General features: G+C 47.6%; 18 protein-coding genes. 13 read left to right on the top strand and 5 right to left on the bottom strand.

Features of this window, described 5'->3' with window-relative positions:
- Nucleotides 1-70: 70 nt before the first annotated feature.
- Complete coding sequence (locus NW199_RS02990) at nucleotides 71-523, bottom strand: Hsp20/alpha crystallin family protein (RefSeq protein WP_258333593.1); 453 nt, start codon at nucleotides 521-523, stop codon at nucleotides 71-73.
- 329 nt (nucleotides 524-852) lie between these two features.
- Here NW199_RS02990 and NW199_RS02985 point away from each other — a divergent pair, with 329 nt between their 5' ends.
- The 7 genes from NW199_RS02985 to NW199_RS02955 all read left to right on the top strand — a co-directional run bounded on the left by NW199_RS02985 (nucleotide 853) and on the right by NW199_RS02955 (nucleotide 8,083).
- The gene (locus NW199_RS02985) at nucleotides 853-1,071 is read left to right on the top strand and encodes a helix-turn-helix domain-containing protein (RefSeq protein ID WP_022472407.1); all 219 of its coding nucleotides are present in this window, start codon (nucleotides 853-855) and stop codon (nucleotides 1,069-1,071) included.
- Between the two features lie 562 nt (nucleotides 1,072-1,633).
- Nucleotides 1,634-2,305 carry a response regulator transcription factor gene (locus NW199_RS02980; protein WP_022472241.1) on the top strand — a complete coding sequence of 224 codons (672 nt, stop codon included), beginning with the start codon at nucleotides 1,634-1,636 and terminating at the stop codon, nucleotides 2,303-2,305.
- Between the two features lie 6 nt (nucleotides 2,306-2,311).
- Nucleotides 2,312-3,217 (top strand): hypothetical protein, encoded by a 906-nt coding sequence (locus NW199_RS02975; RefSeq protein WP_258333592.1) that lies wholly within the window; start codon nucleotides 2,312-2,314, stop codon nucleotides 3,215-3,217.
- A 14-nt stretch (nucleotides 3,218-3,231) separates the two neighbouring features.
- Complete coding sequence (locus NW199_RS02970) at nucleotides 3,232-4,200, top strand: Bug family tripartite tricarboxylate transporter substrate binding protein (RefSeq protein ID WP_258333591.1); 969 nt, start codon at nucleotides 3,232-3,234, stop codon at nucleotides 4,198-4,200.
- A 31-nt stretch (nucleotides 4,201-4,231) separates the two neighbouring features.
- Nucleotides 4,232-5,074 carry a 1,4-dihydroxy-2-naphthoyl-CoA synthase gene (gene menB / locus NW199_RS02965; RefSeq protein ID WP_258333590.1) on the top strand — a complete coding sequence of 281 codons (843 nt, stop codon included), beginning with the start codon at nucleotides 4,232-4,234 and terminating at the stop codon, nucleotides 5,072-5,074.
- Between the two features lie 6 nt (nucleotides 5,075-5,080).
- Nucleotides 5,081-6,415, top strand: a complete 1,335-nt coding sequence (locus tag NW199_RS02960) for an AMP-binding protein (protein WP_258333589.1) — start codon at nucleotides 5,081-5,083, stop codon at nucleotides 6,413-6,415.
- A gap of 201 nt (nucleotides 6,416-6,616) precedes the next feature.
- Nucleotides 6,617-8,083 carry a M48 family metalloprotease gene (locus tag NW199_RS02955; protein WP_258333588.1) on the top strand — a complete coding sequence of 489 codons (1,467 nt, stop codon included), beginning with the start codon at nucleotides 6,617-6,619 and terminating at the stop codon, nucleotides 8,081-8,083.
- Nucleotides 8,084-8,090: 7 nt separating this feature from the next.
- Here the strand turns inward: NW199_RS02955 and NW199_RS02950 are convergent, their stop codons facing one another.
- Nucleotides 8,091-9,227, bottom strand: a complete 1,137-nt coding sequence (locus tag NW199_RS02950) for an ATP-binding protein (RefSeq protein ID WP_258333587.1) — start codon at nucleotides 9,225-9,227, stop codon at nucleotides 8,091-8,093.
- A gap of 388 nt (nucleotides 9,228-9,615) precedes the next feature.
- On the bottom strand, nucleotides 9,616-10,323 hold the full coding sequence (locus NW199_RS02945; protein ID WP_258333586.1) for a hypothetical protein: 708 nt from the start codon (nucleotides 10,321-10,323) through the stop codon (nucleotides 9,616-9,618).
- A 197-nt stretch (nucleotides 10,324-10,520) separates the two neighbouring features.
- Here NW199_RS02945 and NW199_RS02940 point away from each other — a divergent pair, with 197 nt between their 5' ends.
- Nucleotides 10,521-11,600, top strand: a complete 1,080-nt coding sequence (locus tag NW199_RS02940) for an NAD(P)/FAD-dependent oxidoreductase (RefSeq protein WP_022473438.1) — start codon at nucleotides 10,521-10,523, stop codon at nucleotides 11,598-11,600.
- A 57-nt stretch (nucleotides 11,601-11,657) separates the two neighbouring features.
- Here NW199_RS02940 and glnE read toward each other — a convergent pair whose 3' ends face one another.
- Complete coding sequence (gene glnE / locus NW199_RS02935) at nucleotides 11,658-14,474, bottom strand: bifunctional [glutamate--ammonia ligase]-adenylyl-L-tyrosine phosphorylase/[glutamate--ammonia-ligase] adenylyltransferase (protein WP_258333585.1); 2,817 nt, start codon at nucleotides 14,472-14,474, stop codon at nucleotides 11,658-11,660.
- A gap of 160 nt (nucleotides 14,475-14,634) precedes the next feature.
- On the opposite strand from glnE, the gene NW199_RS02930 reads away from it, so the two are divergent.
- The 5 genes from NW199_RS02930 (at nucleotide 14,635) to hydG (ending at nucleotide 22,796) form a co-directional block, all read left to right on the top strand.
- Nucleotides 14,635-18,669 (top strand): YhdP family protein, encoded by a 4,035-nt coding sequence (locus NW199_RS02930; protein WP_258333584.1) that lies wholly within the window; start codon nucleotides 14,635-14,637, stop codon nucleotides 18,667-18,669.
- 14 nt (nucleotides 18,670-18,683) lie between these two features.
- Nucleotides 18,684-19,490, top strand: a complete 807-nt coding sequence (locus tag NW199_RS02925; protein ID WP_258333583.1) for a carbon-nitrogen hydrolase family protein — start codon at nucleotides 18,684-18,686, stop codon at nucleotides 19,488-19,490.
- A 141-nt stretch (nucleotides 19,491-19,631) separates the two neighbouring features.
- Nucleotides 19,632-20,225, top strand: a complete 594-nt coding sequence (locus NW199_RS02920) for a lysophospholipid acyltransferase family protein (protein WP_022472991.1) — start codon at nucleotides 19,632-19,634, stop codon at nucleotides 20,223-20,225.
- 1 nt (nucleotide 20,226) lies between these two features.
- Nucleotides 20,227-21,183, top strand: coding sequence for a phosphatidate cytidylyltransferase (locus tag NW199_RS02915; protein ID WP_022472990.1), 957 nt, complete (start codon nucleotides 20,227-20,229; stop codon nucleotides 21,181-21,183).
- A 194-nt stretch (nucleotides 21,184-21,377) separates the two neighbouring features.
- Nucleotides 21,378-22,796, top strand: a complete 1,419-nt coding sequence (hydG, locus tag NW199_RS02910; protein WP_022472989.1) for a [FeFe] hydrogenase H-cluster radical SAM maturase HydG — start codon at nucleotides 21,378-21,380, stop codon at nucleotides 22,794-22,796.
- Between the two features lie 99 nt (nucleotides 22,797-22,895).
- Here the strand turns inward: hydG and NW199_RS02905 are convergent, their stop codons facing one another.
- Nucleotides 22,896-23,429 carry a MarR family winged helix-turn-helix transcriptional regulator gene (locus tag NW199_RS02905; protein ID WP_022472988.1) on the bottom strand — a complete coding sequence of 178 codons (534 nt, stop codon included), beginning with the start codon at nucleotides 23,427-23,429 and terminating at the stop codon, nucleotides 22,896-22,898.

Here is a 23,429-nt window from a genome sequence, read left to right as displayed (position 1 = left end):
TGCGAATCGGTCACTTCGCACGGGCTATTTTGTTTTTAGGCCTCAAGCGGCTTCTAAACAATTCTTATTGTTATTTAATAACAATTTGTTTCTGAACGGGCACTTCAGGAGCTTTCTTAGGAACGCTGATCTGAAGAATACCGTTTTCAAACTTGGCATCAATATCTTCTTCGCGAATATGTTCACCCACATAGAAGCTTCTTGAGCAGGAACCGCTGTAGCGTTCACGGCGAATGTAACGGCCCGTCTTTTCTTCTTTTTGATCACGTTCCAAACCCTTCTGAGCCGTAATTGTCAAATAACCATCTTTCAGATGGGCTTGAATATCTTCTTTCTTAAAGCCCGGCAGATCAATATCCAACTCGTAACTTGTATCCGTTTCACGAATATCGGTCTTCATGATACGAGAAGCGTTCTTACCAAAGAGCGGATCGCGTCTGCCTTCTCCTTCATAAGAAGTCAAACCGAACATATTGTCTAAATCATCAAAAAGGTTTTCACCATAAACAGTCGGAAACAACATCTCAAACTCCTCAATTCTCTTCATCGAAGGCGAAGCTCTGTTTTTCTGGGGGCCTCGGCCTCGAGCAATCATCTGCGGTTCTGTGCAACTCTTTTGAGCTCACTCACCGCTTTCACTACTGAATGTGAGTCCTTTTTTCTTCATTTAAAGAGCCATTATGTTTCAATATGTAACAGCTTTACAAAAAGTAGCTATTTGTCTCTACCTCCCCCCTTATTTTTAGGCTTAGAGCCTTGTATGATAGAGGGCTGTCTAAGGGCTAACCCAAGATAAAAACCGCGGATCCCCCCAAATGACAATGACAAAAATTAAACAAGCGGAGAAAATTTATGGTTACGACTTTTGATAAGGAACAGACGCGCCAATTGCTGTCCTACCGACTTGAACTCGGTCTCACACAAATGGAAGTTGCCAAGCGCATGGGAACTGTCCAGCCTGCAGTCGCCCGCTTAGAAGGCAAGTTAAACCGCGGCGTCTATCCTTCAGTGACAACACTGCAAAAGTATGCTCAGGCCCTGGGCAAAAAAGTTGTTCTGAAGTTTGAATAATTGAAACCTTCCCGAAAAGAGACGGCCGTTTAGACCGTCTCGGGGAAGTGTTCACTTCAACACGATCTTTGATCTAATTTCTCATCTTTTCAATCTTTTCAGACTTGTTCAGTCAAGGCAATCCAAAACTAAAAACAACCGTTGTTCTCCACGCAGAACAATGAGTTCACTTGTTATTTCACTTCCTTTTTTTCCTATTACACAACGACAAAAATGCCGACGATGAAAACATCAATCGGGTGGATGTCCCTGTTTTTTTATGTCTTATTTTTTAAGTGAATGACATTGGGGAAGGTCAGTTTTTTGTTCTATGAAAAAGTTGAAAAAATCATTGTCTGAAAATAAACCCTATCCGTTTGATTTAATTAAATTTATTCGAAGTTACTCTTAGTTTTAGACAACGCCTACTTATATTTTTAGACAGGTTCTATTTATTTTTTTAGACAGTCTATTTCTATATTTTTTGACACTTTTTCAACTTTTTAAAGAACGAATGGCCTTCTTTTAGCTGATACAATTGCCCTTCAATTCACATTACCCATAAGTGCTTGATCAAACAACCATGGCAGAGAATCAACAAATCAAAGTGATTTTCGTTGAAAACGATCCGAATGTTCGTTTGAGACTGCAACGCGCAATCAGCGGTTTGGCTGATATTCACGAAATCGGTTCTGCGGCGACTTACCGGGAAGCCGATGCATTGGTGTCTCAGTTTAAATTCCAGATGCTCATTGTTGACTTGGATCTGCCCGATGGGTTCGGACTTGATCTCATCAGACGAACGGCAGCCAATATGCCGGAAGTCGATATCATGGTATTGGCCAACGCCAATGATGATCCCCATGTGGTAAGCGCTATTGAGTCCGGCGCGACGGGGTACGTTCTTAAAACGGAAATCGAAAATAGTCTTGTCTCGGCCATTCGTCTGTTGGCAGCGGGCGGCTCCCCTGTCAGCCCCGAAGTGGCTAAAAGCGTATTAAGAGCCCTTCGGACGTACACGACTCACACGATTGAAAAGACCACGGCTCCCATTCAACCCAATCCCCTTTCAGAGCGGGAAACCGAAATTCTGCAGCTTCTTGCCAAAGGGATGAGCTTTAATGAAATCGGCGACATTTTGACGATTTCGCCCCATACGGTTACGGCTCACATTAAAAAGATATACCGCAAGCTTCAAGTGCACTCCCGAGGAGAAGCCGTCTATGAAGCCGCCCAAATGGGACTGATTTCTTAAAAAGTTATGCCCGATTTTGTTCTCTCGCGCTTTCTGACCGTAGGATGCCTGGTCACAGTGTTTGCCGTGATGACGGTTTTGGCCCACCGCACCAAAGTTCACGCGCATTGGATAAGAGTCATCGGCTTAGGTTTATCTTGTGCACTTTTGGCTTCAGCCTGGTGGATCAATACCACGTCTTTTGAAATGGCTGCCTTTCCCGCACAAGCTTTCTCAATCATTTTATTTGTTGCGTTGGGTGTTTTTTATGCGGCCGCAGTCATGCGTTCGCAATCCGTTGTTCGTTGGGCCGGCGCACTAGCTGCATGTCTATTGGCGGTCATTGGCTTAGTGATGGACGCCATTTTGGCTTCTCACACAACCGATGTTGCCTTTAGCTTTGCGATCTGTTTATTAAGCGTTAATTTCTTAGGCCACTTGCTTCGCGCCCGCGTTAATCAAGCGTTGCTTCGCGCTCCTAAAGCGGCCGCTGATAATTCTGCTTCTCAGTGCCTTTGTTCCCTTTTAACGCAGCACCCCGATTGGGCAGAAAATCAAGACTTTTACAAAACCGTTGCCGGTGTTTTGTGTCTCAAAACCCAAGTTTTGACCATTCTTCGTGCTCTTTTGCCCCATTGCACAATCAGGGATTCAAAAGAAAGCACTCAAACGATTGCCCGTCCGGTTCCCGCCTCTGTGATTTTTTCTGTTGCAAAGCTTTGCCAAATCATCACGGCTGAAATTCGTTCCGAAGGCGATATCCAAGTCGTGGTATCAATTGATGCGGCGGGCATTCACATAACCCTTGAGGCCCCCAACACCCATAACATTCGCTCCGAATCTTTAAAAGGCTTATCCAATTTGGATATTGACGCATTACAAACCCATGTTGATGATCAATCCGTCAACATCGCTTTCGGTTACCGTTTTTAATGTCTTCACTTCATATGAAAAGCATCAGAATCCTTTCTCTTGCCTTCTGTTTGTGTGCCTCAAGTTTTGCTCAAGCAAGCGAGTGGCCAGCCGGCAAACCCATTAAACTCGTGGTTCCCTTCCCGGCCGGAGGCGGCGCCGATATCATCGCCCGAACGATTTCCAATAAATTGTCTGAAAACATCGGGCAAAAGATCATTATTGAAAATCGGGCTGGCGCCGGTGGCAGTCTCGGCACTGAAGCGGCCCTGCGTGAAAAAGCCGATGGACGAACGCTCATTTATGTCACAAACGGTACCTTGGGTACCAATCCGGCGCTTTATACAAACGTTGGCTATAACGCACAAAAAGACATTGAACCGGTCGCTAAGCTCACTGAAATCACGCTCGTGATGGCGGTCAATCCCAAACGAATCCCTGTTAAAAATTTAAAAGATTTTCTTCAGTACGCTCGGTCAAACTCAAAGCCATTAACCTATTCATCGGCCGGTAACGGCACAACCAGTCACTTAGCCGGTGTCTTATTGAGTCAAATGACTGAACTACCTTTTGAGCACATCCCCTATCGGGGCGGCGCAGCCTCTATGACCGACATGCTCGCAGGCCGCATTGATTTCACAATTGATGTAGCGCCTAACGTTCTCAGCCATGTAAAAGCACAGCGCCTTACCGCCCTGGGATTAGGTTCTCCATCTTCGGACTTGTCTTCAACCATTAAACCCATTAGTGAAGAAGGTGTGAGCGGCTATGAACTTTTTGCTTGGGACGGTATTGCTGTTAAGAAAGGCACGCCTGAAGCCATCGTGAAAAAGTTGGCCCAAGCGATACAAAAAACGCTCACGGACAAAAAAGTGCAAGAAGCATTAATCGCAAGAGGCGCGCGGCCGATTCTGAGTACGCCCGAAGAATTTACCCAATTTGTCGCTTCTGAAGAGAAAAAGTGGGGTGAACTTGTTAAATCCTCCCGAACCTCTTTAGACTAGCGGCGTTAAAAATATAAGGACATAGAACATCATGGAAACTAACGTCGAAATTAAAAAAGCTTTGGATTGGCAACCTGCCGGTGAATTCTCTGACATTCTTTACGATAAGGCTGAAGGGATTGCCAAACTCACCATCAACCGTCCGCGTGTGAGAAATGCTTTCCGGCCGGAAACCGTTCAACAGCTTTGCCAAGCTTTTAGCGATGCCCGTGAAGATCCGTCAATCGGCGTCATTATTCTGACCGGCGCAGGCCCCTTGGCCTTTTGCTCGGGCGGAGACCAAAAGGTACGCGGCAACGGCGGCTACGTTGGCGGTGATGGCGTGCCCCGCTTAAACGTTTTGGATTTCCAACGTATGATCCGCACGTGCCCTAAACCCGTGATTGCCATGGTGGCAGGCTACGCCATCGGTGGCGGCCACGTGCTTCATATGATCTGTGACCTCACGATTGCTGCCGATAACGCCCGTTTTGGTCAAACGGGGCCGCGCGTAGGCAGTTTTGACGGTGGCTGGGGTGCTTCCTACATGGCGCGTTTAATCGGTCAGAAGCGCGCCCGTGAAATGTGGTTCTTGTGCCGTCAATATGATGCTCAACAAGCTTTGCAAATGGGTCTGGTTAATACCGTGGTTCCCTTGCAAGAGCTGGAAATTGAAACGGTGAAGTGGTGCAAGGAAATTTTGGCCAACAGCCCCATCGCTATCCGATGCTTGAAGGCCGCATTCAATGCCGACTGCGACGGTCAGGCTGGCATTCAAGAATTAGCTGGTAACGCCACGCTTCTTTACTACATGACCGAAGAAGGTAAAGAAGGTAAGAATGCGTTCTTAGAAAAGCGCCGTCCGGACTTTTCCAAGTTCCCGCGCCTGCCCTAATTAAAAATGCAAAACCCTTTTAGCATTTTTGAAGCCGCGGCGAGTTGTCCTGATAAAATCGGGCTTCGCCGCGCGGGAGAGGATTATTCCTTTTCACGGCTCGCCACACTAACGCAAAATACTATTGATCGGTTGAGAAGGGAAAAGGCGCTGCCTGCGGCCGGCCGCCCGATGATCATCGAAGGCAAAAACACGGTTGAAACCATCGTGCTTTTATACGCTTTAATGGAATTAAATATTCCGGCGCTGATGTTGCACCCGAAACTTACCGCCGCTGAACGCTATGTTCTCCTATCAAGTATTCGGGAAATTAAGGATCCTTTACCCGAAGAGACTGTTGCGGTGCTCTTTACATCCGGCACAACGGGACTGCCGAAACCGGCCATCATCACCCGAAAAATGCTTTGGGAGTCAGCCAAAGCCAGTGAACGCAACCTCGGATGGGAAAAAGATGACTGCTGGCAGCTTTGCATGTCGGTTACGCGTATCGGAGGACTTTCTATCCTTACTCGGTGCCTTTTGGCAAGAAAAACGCTTGCCATCTCTCCCCTTTTCAATCCAGAGTCTTTTGTTAAAGCTTTAACAGACGATCAAGTGACGATTACAAGCATTGTGCCCACAATGCTTGCCAAGATTTTTGAAACTTACCCTGATTGGAGAGCGCCTAAACATCTGCGTGTCATCCTATTAGGAGGATCATCGGCTAACGACAAGCTTTTACTGAAAGCCCATCGGCAAGGCCTGCCTATCGTGACCACTTATGGGATGACAGAGACTTGCTCGCACGTTGTCATGACGCCCTACACTGAGCGGTTCAATCTTGTCAAAGGCAGCGGCAAGGTTATTGCCGGAGCAGAAGTTCGTACCCGAGACGGTCAAATTGAAGTGAAAAGCCCGATGACCACGCCTGGTTACTGGGGACGAGAACCACTCAAAGGTGAATGGTTTGAAACAGGCGACTTGGGTGAATTTGACGTTGAAGGTGTTTTGCACGTTCATGCCAGACGCCACGACTTAATTCTGAGCGCAGGAGAAAATGTCTATCCCCTTGAAGTCGAAAATATGCTCACCCGCTCCCCTTTTATTAAAGAAGCCTTGGTCATTGGTGAGCCTGACGAAACCTGGGGCGCTATTGTCTGCGCGTTAATTGTTCCGGAAAAAGGCACGCACCCGAAAGTTGAAGATGTCAGGCGCTTTTGTAAAGAAACGCTTTCTGCTTACAAGTGCCCGAGAAAAATTGCCTTTGTGGATGCCTTACCAGTGAATTCCGCAGATAAACCCGACAGACGCTCTGAAGTACTCAGGCGTTATGAACTGATCCCTATTCATTACAAACATTAAACATTGTCTGATCAAAATTCTGAGTCTAGTTGGGCGGTATTATTTCTCTTTTTGTCTGCTTTTAAACACTGTACGAAATTGTGTGGACTTGCAACATCATTTCTCAAAGCACATAAAGCCTCGCTAAGATTAGTCCCAACAATTTCGGATGACCGTACCGTGTTTACCAAGCGCCTCCTCGTCTCAATTCTTTGTGCCCATATGGCTCTGACACCTGTCGCAGGTGCCTGGGCGGCTCAGGATTTGGCAACGGAGTCGCTTAATTTGAATTTGCCGAGCATGGGCGCGGTAGCCGGGACGGAGTTGTCTCCTGCCGAAGAACAAGCCTTGGGTGAGGAAATGATGCGTCAAATCCGAGGCGACCCAAGCTACCTCAATGACTCCGAAACACTCGAATATTTAAACCGCTTGGGTTACAAGTTGGTCAGCGTTTCAGATACGCACACCTATAACTTCTTTTTCTACCCGCTCATTGACCATTCGCTTAACGCCTTTGCCATACCCGGTGGTTTTATCGCGGTTCACACGGGGCTTATCGTTGCCGCTCAAAATGAAAGTGAGCTTGCCGGTGTCATCGCCCACGAAGTTGGACACGTAAGCCAGCGCCATATTGCCCGCATGATTGATGCGCAAAAGGGTAACGCCGCCCTGACGCTAGGCTCCTTCTTGCTTGCCCTATTGGCCGCTCGTGCCGGAAGCGGACAAGCCGCGACAGCTTTAGCTGTCGGCGGTCAGGCTGCCATGATTCAGAATCAATTAAGCTACTCAAGAAGCGCAGAACGAGAAGCTGACCGTGTAGGACTGATGTCTCTTACCCGAGCTGGATTTGATCCGAAGGGGATGGAAAATTTCTTCATGCGGTTGCAGCAAAACAATCGTTACTACGAAGCCGCCGCTCCGGCCTATCTCCTCACTCACCCGCTCACGGTTGAACGTATCAGTGATATGGAAAACCGCACGCGTCAATTGGGAGCTCGCACTCATAAAGATTCACTGGATTTTGTTTTGATTCAACAGCGCATGCGCGTACTACAGGAGACAAAGCGCGATGGTTGGTTGAAAGTCATCAAAGAGATGAAACAGGATTTGGCTGATGCCAAAGACAGCCGCCGAAAAACAGCCTTGACTTACGGTCTTTCGATTGTCAGCCGAAAACTTAACCTTAAAGAAGATGCCATTCGTTACGCCAATCAAGCGGTAAGCCTTGGCGGCAACAATGCCATTTTGCTCAAAAACCAATCTGAAGTGCTCTTTTTATTCGGCAATAACAGCGATAAAAATCGAGCGCTTCAAATGGCCAAGCGTTTGGTCGCAAACAACCCCCTTTCGGAAATGGCCGTCAAGCTCTACGCAAGCGAACTCTACGATCTTAAACGCTACCAAGAGACACTTAAATTCATGCGCTCTCAGCAAGCCATGAGCCAAAGCAATCCCTCCTATCACGCCATCAACGCCCGATGCTATCGCGCGTTAAAGCAGATGAGCCGCCACTACATGGCTGTGGGCGACATGTATATGGCGCAAGGTGATAAGCGCGCAGCCGAATACCAATATAACTTGGCTCAGCAAGCAAGCGACGGCGACTACTACACCATGAGCCAAGTCGACGGGAAACTGCGCTCTGTGCGCGCAGACATCATTGAGGAAGAAAAGGCGAAAAACCGTTAACTATAAATTACTCGCTTAAAAGTTTGTCAATATTCTCCGGTGATGCGACCTTAATTGGACAGTCAGGGTATGCATTACGGAAGGCTCTGATCGATTTGCCCCGTACCCTAGGTGTCACTTTGCATTCAAAAGCCACCATCTGACCATCGGTTATTTCTACGAAGTCCATTTCCTGAAGAAAACGGGTTCGCCAAAAATAAATTTCTGTTCCGGTCTTTAAATAGCTGTGTTTTTTCAACCGTTCTGTATAAAAAAGACTTTCCCAAAGAGCTCCGACGTCCGTTCTAGTTGCAATTGGATTAAATCCCCCACTGATTAAAGCATTGCGCACCCCATTATCAATGAAATAAATCTTTTTCCCTAATTTAATTTCTGACTGAGGATTGCGACTAAAGGAAGGCACCACTTTAATAATGAAGCACGATTGTAGGAGATCCACATACCGTTCTATAGTCTTAGAACTTATGCCGAGTTCGCTTGAGACTGTGGCATACTTGATCTCAGAGCCAACGTTATAGGCCAGATAAGTCACTAATTTTCTTAAATCAGTCGGCTTTCTCATTTCCGCCAAATTAAACAAATCTTTGTAAAGAATGCTGCCAACAAAATCGATCAAATATTCTCGGGCGTATTGCGGCTCATTAATAACTGCTGGATAGCAACCGTAGATCATCCGGTCATTGATTGTTCTCTTGAGTTCAAGCCATGATGTTTCTTGAGCTAACTCTTCTAGAGAAAACGGCCAAAGATTAAACGAATTAATTCGACCGGCAGCAGACTCCATGACACCTCCTGCCAAATCTAGAGAACTTGAACCGGTCACAAATATATGGCATCCGGAATCATTGTTATCAACCATGCGCTTGATAACCCGTCCGATGCCTGGAATGTATTGAGCTTCATCAATAACAAGATTAGGATAATCCTTAAGTAACGGTAAATAGCTTGACGGATCGGACAGTACTTTGATGTCATTCTCATCATCTCCTGTCAGGTAATGAGCGCCTTGATCTTTCACAATATGCTCTAGGAGTGTGCTTTTACCGACTTGTCTTGGCCCAAAAAGGACTTCAGCCCGGTTACTGCGTTTTTTCTTAGCCAGTACGTCTTCGATTTGTCTAGGGATATATTTAAAACTTAGCATTTTTCAACTATAATTCATTTTTATCTAGATAAAAATGAATTATAGGTAAAAATAATCAAAAATCACACGGCTTTCTGACCTTGCCTGAAATTGGTTGACAGTTTTTAAAACTACGACTGATTTGGTTGACAGGTTTTTGATTCTTGCCTAATTTTCTTTACAGTCAAAAAACTAAAACCTAATTGTGTTGACACCTTTGGGATCATTCCCTACAGGTGTCTTTTATTTTAATCCTTTTTAACTCTCCTCCTTATGGTTGGCCCAAACATGGCGGGAGTCCTTTATAACGGTCTTCCCTGGTTTACCTGTTTTCTTTCAGAGTACGTTTTCCAGTGGCGTTTGGGGATCGCTCCAAAATCATGACCTTGCCTGAAATTAGTTTAGAAAGCTATGCGGACTCCTTAATCTGCCCAATCCAAATCGGGATTAACTTCTTGCATTCAGAAAGCGTTAGGTTTTCTTCCGTGACAGTCTTCGCATCAGTCTTAAATGTCATGTGATGCTTTCTTCCATGAAGATAGACCCGACCAACGAGTTTCTTTTTATATTTCACAACGACACTCATCGTTGAAGAAATACTGAATGTGAACTTATTCTCGATACCCGCCTCGGCCGCTTTGGTTAAAAGCTCCTTAATGAAAGAGACTTCCAGCTTGGTGGCTTCCACCGGCTGATTGTCAGACGTTAAGAAATAAAACGGTTCAGGTAGCGTTTGAACACTAAGGGGCTTTTCGGCCTTCAGTTTTCGCCACGGATACCTAGCGCGTAACGCTTCAATTGCCGCTGACAACTCTTTCTTGGGTCTCACGGTCGCCACAATGGTCACAGGCTTTTTCGCTTCCTTCTCTGTCTGGGTGGCTTTTTGACTCCCCTCTTTATCTTTGACTAATTGGATAACGGGGTCGTCTTTTTTATCTTGAAGAGCAGCTTTACTCTTCACCTTCACCGGTTCATCATGAGTAATGTGAATTTTTTTCTCTTCAGTTTCAAAATCATGTTTGGGGCGTCCCAGATCGATCGGTTCACCGGATGCTTTCCGAGTGCCGATGGATTTAAAAAAGTCGGCGATTTTATCGAGAATATTCTTTTCGAGCATATCTGTCTCCTTGAGCTCCTTTTTCCATACTAACGGAAAAATCGTTCCTTGACACACAATTTTCAAGGATCAGACGAAAAAGCCTTCATCATATACACTATTGGTAATACGCTTGAAGAGAAATAGAACAACAGTAACGCTCAAAGCGCCTAGAAACTCTCGTATAATTTTGCCGTTCTATCCGATTGGAAATCATTATGGCTATTGAAGATTATTTGACTATTGCCCCGAAAACCGACGAAATTATTGAAACGGATGCTGTCATTGTCGGCGCCGGTCCCGTCGGTTTATTCCAAGTTTTTGAATTAGGTCTTTTAGAGATTAAGGCTCACGTCGTGGACTCGCTCAAAATGGTGGGCGGACAGTGCATGGAGCTTTATGAACATAAGCCCATTTACGATATCCCGGCTCTTCCTGTATGTACTTCACGAGAATTGACGGAAAATCTTTTAAAGCAAATTCACCCCTTCGGACCGCAATTTCACTTAGGTGAAGAAGTCACAATTGTCCGCAAGGAAGAAGACGGCCGCTTTTACGTTGAAACCGATAAAGGCACGCGCTTTATGACAAAGACCGTGTTCATCGCCGCTGGCGTCGGCAGTTTCCAACCGAAGCGCCTAAGCGTCCCCGGCATTGAAAAATTTGAAGGCACTCAACTTCACTACCAAGTAAAAGACCCTGAACTCTTTTACGGCAAAAATATCGTCATCTGCGGTGGCGGTGACTCTGCTTTGGACTGGACGCTCAACCTAGTCGGTAAAGCCGAAAGTGTCATCCTCTTGCACCGTCGTGATGGTTTCCGCGCCCAATCAGCCTCTGTTGCCAAGATGCGTGAATTGTGTGAAAACTGGGAAATGCAGTTTGAAGTGGGCCAAGTCACTGGTTTTGAAGAAAAAGATGGAAAGCTTACCGAAATCCGCGTGACAGGCGATGACGGTGTTGTGCGCCGCATGCCGCTTGACCACTTATTAGTTTTCTTCGGTCTTACGCCCAAATTAGGACCTATCGCAGATTGGGGCTTGGAAATCTATCGTAAGCAAATCGTGGTTGATACGGAAAAATTCCAAACCTCCATCCCCGGCATTTTTGCCGTAGGTGACATCAACACCTACCCGGGTAAGAAGAAATTGATTCTTTGCGGATTCCACGAATGTGCCCTGGCAGCCTTTGCTGCCGCCGATATTGTGCATCCTGAAAAGAAGACCTTGCTGCAATACACGACAACGTCTCCCAAGCTACACAAGGTGCTTGGGGTCGAGACTCCAACTCTCGATTAACATTGCTTCGTTAATCCAAAAGAGATCATCCAAATTTGGTTGGTCTCTTTTTTGTTGTTATTTTCTCAAAGGACCTTCTGAACCGAAGACGGTTTTCCACAGTTGCATCACCGTCGCGATATTTTCACTTTGCGCGAAGCGATCAACCCGTACCGGCCCGTCTCCCAATTCCAGACGATGCTTTCTTTGGATGTGACGATAATTGCGATAAATGGACACACACCTCTGGGCGAGTTCTTCACCGATCAAACCGGCTCGAGCCGCCATTTCCAATAAAAGAATATTGCCGAAATTGTTGACCAGCTCCGGATGCTTGTGTGAGTAAGCGAGCACCATTGCCTGAACCGCGAATTCCACATCCACCATACCGCCTCGGTCGTGTTTGACATCAAAAAGCGAGGTCGGATTGGGATGTCCCTCAAGCATACGAGCACGCATTTCGCTCACATCAGAAAAGACTTTTGCTTTATCGCGCGGCAATCTCAAAATAGCTTCACGCTCTTTTTCAAAAGCTTGACCGATTGCTCTGTCGCCCGCGCAAAATCTTGCACGAGTAAGGGCCTGATGCTCCCAAGGCCAAGCGCCCGTACCGTCTTCATTTCTTTGATAGCGCTTAAACATCTCAAATGAAGAGACAACCAAACCATTTTCCCCATTAGGACGCAGGCGCAAATCCACATCAAAAAGAATGCCCGAAGAGGTTTGCACCGTAAGCCAACTCATCATTCGACGCACCAGTCTCGTGTAATTTTTACTGGCCTCGGGACTGGGATCATCGTAGAGATAAATTAAATCCAAGTCCGACGCATAACTTAATTCTTTCCCGCCTAATTTGCCGTAAGCTACGACAGCAAACTTCGGCACATCACAATGGCGAGAAGCAATGGTTTGCCAGGCAAGCGTAATCACCATTTCCAAAACCGCGTCAGCCAATGCTGAGAGTTGATCGGCTAAACGTTCAACCGTAAAACGGCCTTCCAAATCAGCCATCAAAAGTTTAAAAACCGCCGCGTGATGAGCGTCACGCAGAAGGTTCATCTGTGTTTCCTGATCCCCTTCAACTTCACGTAGCTTTTCCCACAAATCGTCCTGCCAACCGCTCCAATCAACGGGTGAAAAGTTATCTAATTCGCTCACGCGTTCATCAACCAACTCATCGAGCACAATCGGGTGCGCGGTCAAATAATCCGCCGCCCAGGCGCTTGTCTTTAAAACGAGTGCGACTTTTTCACAAACTTTCGGATACTGAATTAAAAGCGAAACGTAGGTGCTGCGTCCCGCGATCACTTCCAAAAGCGTGATAAAGCGCGTGAAAATCACTTCGGGCGCAACGCCTTTATCGTCACTTGCCAATTTGATGCACATTTCACTGATGCGTTTTACAAGCTGCGCCATCCGGGTTCGAGCGGACTCAGTCTGTGCAGCCAAGAATTTTGACCCCATTAATTCAAGCACGCGATCGGCACAATGACGGGCCTCTCCATAACCCATTTTTTCAAGGTCATTCGCCAGCGCTTCTTTGGCACGCTCAAAACCAACACTCCACCCTTCGGGCCAATCATCTTCCTGATTTTCTTCTTCGCCCACTTGGAAAATGCCGTCAAAAACCTGCGCCACGTATTCGCGGATTTGCATGAGCTTTTCAACCATCTGAGAACTACTCAACCCCAAAAGGGCAGCAATCTGCTCTCGAGCTTTCTCATCGGGCGGCAAGCGGTGTGTCTGTTGGTCATCGACGTACTGAATGGCGTGCTCCAAATTACGAAGAAACACGTAAGCGTCTGAGAGGCGCTGGACCTGCTCTGCGTTCATCACACCTAATTTTTCCAAAACCGACAACGCGCTCAAAGTACTTTTCAGACGTAACTGAGGTTCTCGGCCTGCGCGAATGATTTGAAATGTCTGGGTAATGAATTCAATTTCACGGATTCCGCCTCGACCTAGTTTGACATCAATACCAAGGTCCTTACCAGCTTCACGGCGCTGCGTTTCGGCACGGATTAACTTATGAAGGTTCGATAAGGCGCTGATGGCGTTAAAGTCCACGTAGCGCCTAAAGACAAACGGACGCACAACATCGTAGAGGTTTTTGCATTGCTTCTCGAACGTCTTTTCGTCAGTGAAAACCGGCTCATTGACAATCCTGCCTTTTAGCCATGCGAATCGCTCCCATTCGCGTCCTTGCACGTAGAGGTATTCCTCAAGCATTTCGCTACTGATCACAATGGGGCCTGAGTCGCCATTGGGACGCAATCTCATATCCACTCTAAAGACAAAGCCCGCACCAGAAATATCCGATAAGGCAGTGATGACTTTTTTTGAAAGACGCTCAAAAAATTCTGCGTTTGTTAATTCTCGCCTGGGATTGGGACACTCGGGCGTTGCCCGACATTGTCCTTGCTCGTCGTAGACAAAAACGAGGTCAATATCGGAGCTCACGTTGAGTTCTTCACCTCCCAATTTCCCCATACCGACAACAAGAAAGTCTTGAGGAACGCCAGAGTCTGACATCGGTACGCCGTACCGCAATGACAATGCCTTGGCATGCACGCGAACCGTTCGACTGACCGATTCTTCTGCCAAATCGGTCATCGTGCGGACAACTTCAAAGTAATCCGCCCGCCCGGTCACATCCCGCGCCACCAAAGTCAGCAACACTTCCCGCCTTAAAAGACGCATGCGCTCGGCCAATGTTTCCGCATCATCAGCGCCTTGCAAAAACGCTTTCATTTTCTCCCGACTGTAAGGCTGATCGGCAAGGCTCTCTAACCATTCCAACCGCTCATTGTCGTTGGACATCGGGCGGGCAGACATCAGGGCACGCTTTACGAAAAATGAATAATCCGGCAACGCTTGAAGAGTTAAACGGGGCATTTTGATTCAGAAAGAAAACTAATGCAACACAGTTTAGCGGAGCCGGTAATTTTTTCGAAAAGTTTCAGTCGAAAAATTTTCCAAAAATTTTCCTTCAAAAAGCTCAAACCGCTAAAATTCGGGGTAGTTCGTTCATTCTTTACGGAAACAGCCTCTTCTTTTGAAAACGACCCAAACAAGCTCTTTACAAAATACGGCTGGACTGCCGCGCAACCGTCACCCCAGCAAGTGGCGACTTCTTTTGCGCACAGCAGGGTGGGTTCTTTTGTTTTTATATCTGTTTTTAACGTTTGCACTGATTGCGGTCAGACTTTGGGTCGTTCCCAATATTGAAACGTTTTATCCGAAACTGGAAAGTTATATTGAAGAGCACACGGGAACGGAGATTGAAGCTCAGGACATCCACGTGGACTGGGAGTGGCTGCGCCTCCGCATCACACTCACGGAAATGACCTTTTCGCGTCCGGGCAAAAGGGCATCGCTCACTTTGCCCAAGGTGCAGGCGACGTTCTCGCTCTCCTCTTTTTATACATTTAGACCAACGTTTTCCCGTCTCGTTGTCTTTAGTCCGCGTTTTAACGTAGAAAGACTGGAAGAAGATCTATTCAATATTGCCGGCTTTGAAATCAACACGGCTCCTTCTGAAACCCGCACGGCTTCAACCGACGCGGCCACGGCACGAAAAGTCCTCGACTGGGTTCTTTCTCAAGAACATCTGGAAATCGTCGATGGCGATTTCAACTACATTGATCTGACGGTGGATCATCCGAGACCAGTTCTTTTGCACAACACAAACGCCGTGTTGCACCGCTACATGATTGCGTGGAATTTTGGCCTGCAATCAACGGCTATTCGTCAAAACAAAACACCGATTGACCTTCGTGCCACGTTCCGGGAAAAATGGTTCGGTTCTCCTAATCGTCTGGCCAAGCTCTACGGCACGGTTTATGCTTCCATCCCCTCCATTGACTTCGGTCGAATCGCTCGCCGAGTCAACCTTGATCATTTCCTTCAAGACGGAACCGGTCAAGCCAATATTTGGTTGGAATTTGAAAACCTCAAACCCACACAGTTAACTGCTGATGTTGCCCTCGATGACGTCAGTCTGCGTTGGAACTCAGACTCAGCCCCCATCCGCGTTGATTACCTCCAAGGGCGACTCAATGAAACACTCGATGGCAATCAGTTGACTTTCGGTACGCAAGATCTTGTCATTAAACCCATCGGGAACGATCCCGTATATTTCGGAGATGCCAAGATTGAGGCAACGTGGAAAGACAGAAACCTGTACGACGGCGCACTCACCATCAACTCTTTTGACCTTCGAGCCCTGACAACGATTGGCCTACAACTGCCAATCCCGGAAGAGGCTCTAAACTTTATTCGTGAGCTTCAGGCCGCAGGCACCATCGAAAACTTTGAAAGCTCCTGGCAAGGGCCCGTCAACGCCCCTGAGCGATATGAATTCAGTACAAAATTTAATGGCCTGACGGTTCAAGATCACGTCGCGCATGAAGATCACAATGTCAATCGATTCGGGTTTTCCAATCTTTCTGGCTCTATCGTAGCCGATGAAGCCGGTGGCACGGTCACACTGGATTCTCCCAACAGCACATTAAGCTTTCCCGGTATTTTCTTTGAAAAGGATTTCAGCTTAGATACACTGCAGATGCAGGCTTCCTGGACAATAAAACCCAAGCTTGAATTTAAAGTCGACAGTCTTTTAGTCTCCAACACCGACGCTTCTGCCCAAGTACACGGCGGTTGGGCGGACACGGGCGGAGCCGGCACTCTTGAAGTTCGCGGCGATCTGCACTACCTAAGAGCTTCTGCCGCACACAAATATATTCCCATTGTGGCAGGCGGCAAAGGAACCAACGATTGGCTCAAGGCGGCTTTGCAAGGCGGCATTGCCAAAAACGGCACCGTTGACCTATACGGTCCGTTAGATGAATTCCCCTTTGTTGACCAAAAAGACAAGGGGTATATCTTTAAAATTACCGGCATGGCCGAAGACGTGAAGCTCGATTATGTGCCCAGTTACCAAAAAGATAAAAATGGCCAATGGGTACCGGGCGAGTGGCCCACTTTTGAAAAGATAAACGGTGAAGCTATTTTTGAAGGCCTGTCCATGACCATCCATGCCCAAAGCGGTCAAACGCTTGGCGCAACCGTCACGGATGTCACAGCAGAAATCCCAAGCTACACCGCCCCTGGCGTACCGCTTATTATCAAAGGTAAAAGCCAAGCTTCGCTTCAAGCCATGGCCAATTGGGTAAACCAAAGCCCTGTTTCGGCCATGATCGGCAATCCCTTTGTCGGCACTACGGCAACGGGCAACGCCTCTTTGGAGTTGGAACTCAATATCCCGATCACAGACTTAGAGCGCACGGCAGTTTCCGGTGCCGTTTTATTAAACGGAAACACCATCAAAATGAAAAATGTGCCGGAGTTGGCTGCCGCACAGGGGCGAGTTTCCTTCACCGAAAAAGGTGTATGGGGCAGTTCTCTCACAGCAAATGTTTATGGGTGTGACGCACTCGGCAACATTACAACGGACGATCAAGGCAAGATTCGCATTACGGCATCGGCCAACGCTACCCCTTATGCCGCTTCTCGCATCATTGATTCTCCCGCTATTACATCCCTTCTGACGCATGCCGAAGGGGCTGCCCCCGTTAACACCGTTGTGGAAATTGATCATGGTGTCAATATCCACGTAAGCAGTAACCTTTTAGGCATCAAAGGCAATGCGCCAGCGCCCTTTAACAAAGCTGCCGATACGGCCTGGCCCTTGCAATTTGATTTTGTCCCCTGCGCATCAAAAGAAAAGTGCTCAACCAAGATGACACTTTCCATTGATGAAGTGTTCGGGATGCAAATTCACTACAACGATACCGATCAGGGACTTAAAACCCAAAGAGGGATTCTCTCTGTCGGTAAACGTTCCAACGCCAATCCGACAGCTAATGGTTTAGCGTTGATTATTCAATCGCCCTCTTTGAAGTGGGAAGAGTGGGAAAACATTCTTACCGAAGCTCAGGGGGCACTAGCATCTGACCCCAAGCGTGAGATGAAAACTCTGGATTTAAATCGTGCGGATATTCAAATCGGGCGTCTGACCTATAAGGGATTGAATTTTGACTCGGTGAAAGTCAATGCAAGAGCGTACCCGTCGGGCGCTTGGAGCGGTAACATTGCGAGCACCTTGGCAAAAGCCGATTTTAACTACACGCCACGCACGAGCCACTCTCATCCGCTTTTGACAGCCAACTTCGATTATCTGCACATTCCACGTCCAGAGCTTGTCGATGAAGCAATCAAAGTCGCTCCAAAAGAAACTCAGTCTTTGCCCTCTATCGCCTTAACCGTTAAGGATTTGCGCTACCAAGATTTCAACTTAGGCACATTAAAACTTTGGGCAGAAAATGAAGGTAGTGGTCCGAGCACCCTTTGGGACTTAAAACAGTTCTCGCTGGCTAACAGCGATGCAACGCTAAGTGCCAACGGCTCTTGGAATGCCGGACAACGGAAAAACTCGCAGACAACGCTCGAAGCAACCCTTGACGTTAACGATTTAGGCGAATTGTTGGAGCGCTTTAAATTGGCCCACGTCATCAACGATGGCAGCGGTCAGGTTCATGCTAAATTGCAGTGGAACGGCGCTCCGGTTGACTTCAACACCGACTCTTTAAACGGCACGATTTCCACGACACTCGCTTCGGGCCAAATTCTTCAAGTTGAACCCGGTGCGGGCCGCATTCTGTCGCTGCTGTCATTGCAAACACTTTTAAGACGCCTAACCTTTGACTTCCGTGACGTGGTCGGTCAAGGTTTTGTTTTTGACTCGATTTCGTCCAATGACACCATCACCGATGGTGTTCTGAATGCTAACTCGTTCCGACTGATCGGCCCACAGGCCACTATATTGGCCGAAGGCTCGCTTGACCTCAATAAGCTTACACAAAATATCACCGTTACGGTTTTACCCGACATCAGTTTAGGCGGAGCCAGTCTTGCGCTTGCCGTTGCCAATCCCATTTTAGGCGTCGGCAGCTTTATTGCTCAGTTGGCACTTCAGACGCCGCTATCGGAATTGCTAAGCACAGAATATAAAATTACCGGTTCAATTGATGAACCCATTGTTACAAAGGTGGGAGAAGCGACAGAGACCTCGGCTTCTTCTCAAAAATAAGAAAAGGAAAAATCATGCGAATTGCTGCTTGTCAGATGGTTTCGGGGACGAATATTGATGAAAATATTCATACCGCGAAATCTTTAATTGACTCGGCCGCCCAAAGTGGAGCCGAACTGGTTGTACTGCCCGAGTATTTTTCTTTGATGCCCACAAGCGACAAAGATTGGGTGGCGGCGGCCGAGACTTTCGGCGACGGCCCTGTGCAAAAAGCGATGAGTCAGGCTGCTCAAGAGGCTCAAATCTGGCTTGTTGCCGGCACCATTCCTCTTAAAGCTGATGATGACCAACACTTCATCGATGCCTGCATTGTTTACAACCCAAGCGGAGAAGTGGCCGCTCGTTATGACAAAATTCATCTCTTCCAGTTCGAACGAGGCGAGGAGCACTACGAAGAGGCTCAAACAACACAAGCCGGCCGTGAAGTAAAAACCGTTGCCATAGAGACCTGGGAAGGCGCCTGGAAGGTCGGCCTTTCCGTGTGCTTTGATCTTCGTTTCCCGGAATTGTTCCGCAAGCTCGATACACCCGACATCATCACTTTACCTGCGGCCTTCACAAGCTTTACGGGGCGCGCCCATTGGGATCCCCTCTTACGTGCCCGAGCCATTGAAAACCAATGCTACGTGCTTGCCTGTGCTCAAGGTGGCAATCACGAAAACGGACGTCAAACCTGGGGGCACAGCATTTTAATTGATCCTTGGGGAGCCACCGTTGCGGAATTAACACAAGGCGAAGGCGTGTTGCTCGCAGAGGTTCAGGCGAGCCGCATCAAGCAGACAAGAGATATTCTGCCCGCTTTGAAGAGCCGCGCGCTTTAATGCTTTTGCGCCGATATTGACGGCAACATTCACCATCTTCGGACAATTGCATTATTATCTGTATTTGGAGTTAATTTTATTTTTGAGACCTGTCTGCAATCAGGCCTTAAGATCAAAAGGGGTTTGATCTTGTTTCGTTTAATGACGCCTATTGTGTTGCTCACGCGACTTTTAGTTGGCGCCTATCCTCAATGGATCGGCAGTACGCCCTCGGATAAGCAACGCATCTATTTTGCCAACCACACTAGCCACTTGGACACTATTGTCCTGTGGTCGTCGTTGCCTAAAGAAATTCGCTCACATACCCGCCCTGTAGCCGCCAAAGACTACTGGGTGAAGGGTGCCATTCGCAGACGCATTGCCATTGAAGAGTTAAATGTGGTTTTGGTCGACCGCCGCCGCACCGAACACAGTGATCCTCTCGAACCCCTGAGAGAATGCCTGCGTGAAGGCTCTTCCATGATTATTTTCCCGGAAGGCACGCGTCGCCCTCAGGCCATACCGAGTGAATTCAAAAGCGGTATCTGGCGCTTGGCGCGTGAATTCCCGAACGTGGAATTGATTCCGGTTTACATTGAAAACCTTTACCGAGCCATGCCTAAAGGTGTTTTAATCCCCGTGCCCACGGTTTGCTCTGTCCGTTTTGGCGCTCCCTTGCCCTTCACGCCCGAGGATCCGAAAGAAGAATTTCTGACGAGAGCCCGCGAAGCGGTCATTAAATTGTCGGAGGCTTGATATGCGGTTGGGTATTACCTTACAAGAAACCTACACGCTGGTTCTGGTTGTTTTGGTGCTTTTGGCCATTATCGGGACAAGCTATTGCCAATGGGCTATTCGCAAAGCCGTCGCTCCGGAACAAATCGAACGGATCCGTGTCGTCAACTCCCGAGTCAAAATGGGTTGGTGGCTTATTATCGTTTTCACTTTGGCGTTCTGGGCCGGTCAAAACGTCCTTTTGATTGTCTTTGCCTTGGTGAGCTTTTTCACCTTCAGAGAGTTTGTTGCCCTGACTCCGATTAAAGTCTCGGACCATTGGGCGCTCGTTGTCTCTTTTTATATCGTCATTCCGCTTCAGTACATCTTAATTGGGCTTGACCGCTATTGGCTTTTCACCGTATTTATTCCGGTCTACCTTTTCTTGCTGTTGCCCGTTTTGATGTCCCTGCGTCCGGACAATGACCGATTCCTTGAACGTGTAGCCAAAATTCAATGGGGCGTGATGTTAAGCGTTTACTGTATCAGCCATGCCCCGGCCATCATGAATTTTGACATCACACGCTTTGGCTCTAGCCCGTCGCTGCTGTTGCTCTTTTACCTCTTGATTGTTTTCTTGGGTGATCTCTTCGTCGTTATGGCTAGTTCCTACTTCGGCGGTAAGACCCTGCGAGACAACCCGCATAAAACCGTTAAAGGCATTTTGGTGGGCGGCTTTATCACCATCCTTGTCGGCTACGCGCTTTTCTGGATGACGCCCTTTAGAACATGGCAGGCCTTGGTTATGGCCACCATCATCGTGGTAACCGGTGCTTTCGGTGATATCGTCATCTCGTCTGTTAAGCGCTCCTTAGGCAGCCGCTTCTTGGACGGTGACAAGTACATCGGCCGCGGCAACCTTGAGCGTCTCGCCCCCCTGATGTTCTCCGCCCCGATTTACTATCACATTACACAGGCCTACTTCTCGGCCAATTGGTAAATCATTTTGAGAGCTCCCAATGTTGGGAGCTCTTTTTTTGCGTCCGCACAATATATACCTCTAAAGAGGGTTGTAAATGCTGTTTTAATGCTTATTTATTGAAATATTTATACTTTTGTATAACTTAAATCCGCCATTTAAAGACTTCTCGGGCATACACTAAAAAGTATCTTTTCATCTACCGGAGTTCTTTTATGTACGACCCCAAATCAAAAGTCGCCACAGAATTCATCTCTCACGAAGAAATTGAAGCGTCGCTGGCCTTTGCCGAAGAGCACAAACATGACCGCGAATACATTCAAGCTGCTCTCAAAAAGGCAGAAGCTTTTAAAGGCCTCACTCACAGAGAAGCCGCGGTTTTACTCGCTTGCGAAGAACAGGATTTAAACGACGAAATTTTTGCAACCGCCAAAAAGGTTAAAGAGCATATCTACGGCAATCGTATCGTACTGTTTGCCCCGCTTTATCTTTCCAACTACTGCGTCAATACTTGCACATACTGCCCGTACCACGCTAAAAATAAACACATTGTTCGCAAAAAACTCACACAAGAACAAATCCGTCAGGAAGTCATTGCCCTTCAAGATATGGGCCACAAACGTCTTTTACTCGAAGCAGGAGAACATCCGCGCTACAACCCCATCGAGTACATTTTGGAATGCATCAATACGATCTATTCCATTAAGCACAAAAACGGTGCCATTCGCCGTGTCAACATCAATATTGCGGCAACCACGGTTGAAAATTACAAAAAACTTCACGAAGCCGGTATCGGTACTTACCAACTTTTCCAAGAAACCTATCACAAAGACCAGTACGAACTGCTGCATCCAAAGGGCCCAAAGAGCGACTACGCTTACCACACAGAAGCGATGGACCGCGCGATGGAAGGCGGAATTGATGATGTGGGCTTAGGCGTTTTATTCGGTCTGACGCTTTACCGCTACGATTTCGTTGGTCTTTTAATGCACGCGGAACACTTGGAAGCGGTCTGGGGTGTTGGACCGCATACCATTAGTGTGCCGCGCATTTGCCCGGCCGATGATGTGGACCCGAGGACCTTTACCAACGCCGTTCCTGACGAGCTCTTTTTAAAGATTGTTGCACTGATTCGTTTGGCCGTTCCCTACACCGGCATGATTATTTCCACGCGCGAATCGGCACGCGTGCGCGGCAAGTGTCTTGAAATGGGTGTCTCACAAATCAGTGGCGGCTCTCGCACAAGCGTTGGCGGTTATGTCCTTGAGGAAGAAAAGGAAGAGAACTCCGCCCAATTTGAAACAAGCGATCGCCGCACGTTGGATGAGGTGGTGAAATGGCTATTGGACGGCGGCTACCTGCCCAGTTGGTGCACCGCTTGCTACCGCGCAGGCAGAACCGGAGACCGTTTTATGTCATTGGCCAAAACCGGTGAAATCGCCACGTATTGCCAAGCCAATGCCATCATGACGCTAAAAGAATACGCTCAAGACTATGCCCGCCCGGCTACACGTGAAGCCGCACAAAAAGTCATTGAGGCGGAAATTCCGAAGATTGTCCACGAAAAGATCCGCAAAGCTAGCGTGATTCGCCTTCAAAAAATTGAAGAAGGCGAACGCGATTTCCGATTCTAATTTTTTCTAAAAAAACAAACCGGCGAATTGTTAAACTTTTCGCCGGTTCGTTTTTTCTGGTGCTAGAAGCAGGCAGAGCCAGAGCACACTTTCAGGTATTTAGCGCAAACTGTTGCGGTTTAACTCGCGCTGCTGAGACAGAATCATATGTTTGAGCAATCGAGCCAATTCGCGTTGCTCTTCCACGCTTAAGCAAGAAGCAAATTGCCGCTCCACTTCAACGTGGGAGTTAACTGCGTCCAGTGTCAGAGCCTTACCTTTTTCAGTAGCCTTCAAAATGACGCCTCGTCTGTCACCCGTATCCGGAAAGCGCTCAAGCAGTCCCTTTTCCTCAAGCTTACGGATTCGATTGGATAGCCCACCCGAAGTGATCAAAATTTTGGTTTGCAAAATCTTGGGCGTAATCACCGCATCGGGATTACGTGTCAAAACAGCCAACACTTCAAATTCACCACGGGTAAGATCGTAGCGGGCGAGGTTTTCAGCCACGCGCCGCTCCACGTAGTAGCTCATGCGAACTAAACGCGCCACAACCGAAATCGGCTCTGTGCTTAAAGTCGGAACCTGAGCCTTCCACTCTTCTTCGAGCGAATCGACAAAGTCCTTCAAATTGCGACTGGTATCTTCCGTCAC

The sequence above is a fragment of the Parasutterella secunda genome (assembly GCF_024733725.1).
GTDB lineage: Bacteria > Pseudomonadota > Gammaproteobacteria > Burkholderiales > Burkholderiaceae_F > Aphodousia > Aphodousia faecalis.
Note: the sequence above shows the minus strand (reverse complement) of the source record. Positions and strands in the feature narration are given on the sequence as shown.

Bases quoted from the DNA above. Each gene is read 5' to 3' on its own strand.
- NW199_RS02980 (WP_022472241.1), top strand. From the start codon at position 1,634: ATGGCAGAGAATCAACAAATCAAAGTGATTTTCGTTGAAAACGATCCG.
- NW199_RS02975 (WP_258333592.1), top strand. From the start codon at position 2,312: ATGCCCGATTTTGTTCTCTCGCGCTTTCTGACCGTAGGATGCCTGGTC.
- NW199_RS02970 (WP_258333591.1), top strand. From the start codon at position 3,232: ATGAAAAGCATCAGAATCCTTTCTCTTGCCTTCTGTTTGTGTGCCTCA.
- NW199_RS02955 (WP_258333588.1), top strand. From the start codon at position 6,617: ATGGCTCTGACACCTGTCGCAGGTGCCTGGGCGGCTCAGGATTTGGCA.
- glnE (WP_258333585.1), bottom strand. From the start codon at position 14,474: ATGCCCCGTTTAACTCTTCAAGCGTTGCCGGATTATTCATTTTTCGTA.
- NW199_RS02990 (WP_258333593.1), bottom strand. From the start codon at position 523: ATGTTGTTTCCGACTGTTTATGGTGAAAACCTTTTTGATGATTTAGAC.
- NW199_RS02925 (WP_258333583.1), top strand. From the start codon at position 18,684: ATGCGAATTGCTGCTTGTCAGATGGTTTCGGGGACGAATATTGATGAA.
- NW199_RS02945 (WP_258333586.1), bottom strand. From the start codon at position 10,323: ATGCTCGAAAAGAATATTCTCGATAAAATCGCCGACTTTTTTAAATCC.
- NW199_RS02920 (WP_022472991.1), top strand. From the start codon at position 19,632: ATGACGCCTATTGTGTTGCTCACGCGACTTTTAGTTGGCGCCTATCCT.
- hydG (WP_022472989.1), top strand. From the start codon at position 21,378: ATGTACGACCCCAAATCAAAAGTCGCCACAGAATTCATCTCTCACGAA.
- NW199_RS02960 (WP_258333589.1), top strand. From the start codon at position 5,081: ATGCAAAACCCTTTTAGCATTTTTGAAGCCGCGGCGAGTTGTCCTGAT.
- menB (WP_258333590.1), top strand. From the start codon at position 4,232: ATGGAAACTAACGTCGAAATTAAAAAAGCTTTGGATTGGCAACCTGCC.
- NW199_RS02950 (WP_258333587.1), bottom strand. From the start codon at position 9,227: ATGCTAAGTTTTAAATATATCCCTAGACAAATCGAAGACGTACTGGCT.
- NW199_RS02940 (WP_022473438.1), top strand. From the start codon at position 10,521: ATGGCTATTGAAGATTATTTGACTATTGCCCCGAAAACCGACGAAATT.
- NW199_RS02915 (WP_022472990.1), top strand. From the start codon at position 20,227: ATGCGGTTGGGTATTACCTTACAAGAAACCTACACGCTGGTTCTGGTT.
- NW199_RS02985 (WP_022472407.1), top strand. From the start codon at position 853: ATGGTTACGACTTTTGATAAGGAACAGACGCGCCAATTGCTGTCCTAC.